The following is a 1047-nucleotide window of genomic DNA, read 5'->3' as shown; positions in this document are numbered from 1 at the left end:
CATTTCCGGGGCCTACCGTGCCGTGGCCAATTTTCCGGTCGACCAGCTGACGCCAAAGCCCGCGGGCATCGATTTCGAGCAGGCGGCATGCGTCGCGATAGCTGGCGGCACAGCGTATTCGGCGCTGGTTCAGCTTGGCATTGGCGTGGGGGACACGGTCCTCATCCACGGCGCAGCGGGCGGGGTCGGCTCGGCGGCGGTCCAGATAGCACGGCACCTCGGCGCCCGGGTCATCGGGACCGCTTCAGAGCAGAACCACGACTACTTGCGCGGCCTCGGCGCCGTGCCTGTGGCCCATGGCGAAGGGCTCGTGGAACGCGTCCGCGCACTGGGCACCATCACCGCCGTCGTGGACACCTTTGGCGGGGAGGAGACGACGACGGCGACGGTCCATTTGCTCGGCGGCCACGGCGCCGCGGTGACCACAGTGCCTGGAAAGGAGGCCAACGCCGCCGGAATTGCACCGGTCAGGCTGCTGGACGGACGGGTAGCGGAGGCGGCCCGGCTGTCGGCCGGGGGAAAGCTCCGCTTCAGCATCCAGGAGCGGATTCCCCTCACCGATGCGGCCCGGGCACTGGGCATCAGCCGCGCAGGCCATGTCCGGGGCAAACTCGTGCTGATCCCCTAATTGGACCCCCCCGGGGCGAACCTGCAGCCCGGCCCGGGGCTCCCGGCTCAGGCTATTTCCACCAGGTGTCGAAAATCGTCACCGGGACCGTGCGCTTGTGGCGGGTCCGCAGGTACATCGCCTCGATCCGTTCGGCAGCGGCATCGGGTACGTCACGGCCCTCGAGGTAGTCATCGATCAGGTCGTAGCCCAGGCCGAGTTCGTCCTCGTCGGTGCGGCCCGGCTTGCCGTCCAGCAGATCCGCCGTCGGAACCTTTTCCCAGATCCGGGCCGGTGCGCCGAGTTCCGCCAGCAGGGCGCGGTTCTGTCGCTTGTTAAGGCCGAACAGCGGCAGGATGTCCGCGCCGCCGTCGCCGAACTTGGTGAAGAACCCCGTGACGGACTCGGCGCCGTGATCCGTGCCGATCACCAGGTAATTG

Annotated in this window: 2 protein-coding genes; one reads left to right on the top strand and one right to left on the bottom strand. The window is 68.5% G+C overall.

Annotated features, from left to right (window positions below):
- Positions 1-628 (top strand): zinc-binding dehydrogenase (locus LQV45_RS35240; protein ID WP_230012682.1); only part of this gene is annotated, 628 nt, incomplete at its 5' end.
- A 52-nt stretch (positions 629-680) separates the two neighbouring features.
- On the opposite strand, the gene nadE is transcribed toward LQV45_RS35240, so the two are convergent.
- Positions 681-1047: NAD(+) synthase (gene nadE / locus LQV45_RS35235; protein WP_230012681.1), on the bottom strand; the 367-nt coding region annotated here is incomplete at its 5' end.

Source organism: Microbacterium sp. Bi128, from assembly GCF_918698205.1.
The sequence above is the reverse complement of the archived record's forward strand: the minus strand, read 5'-3'. Positions and strand labels throughout refer to the sequence as shown.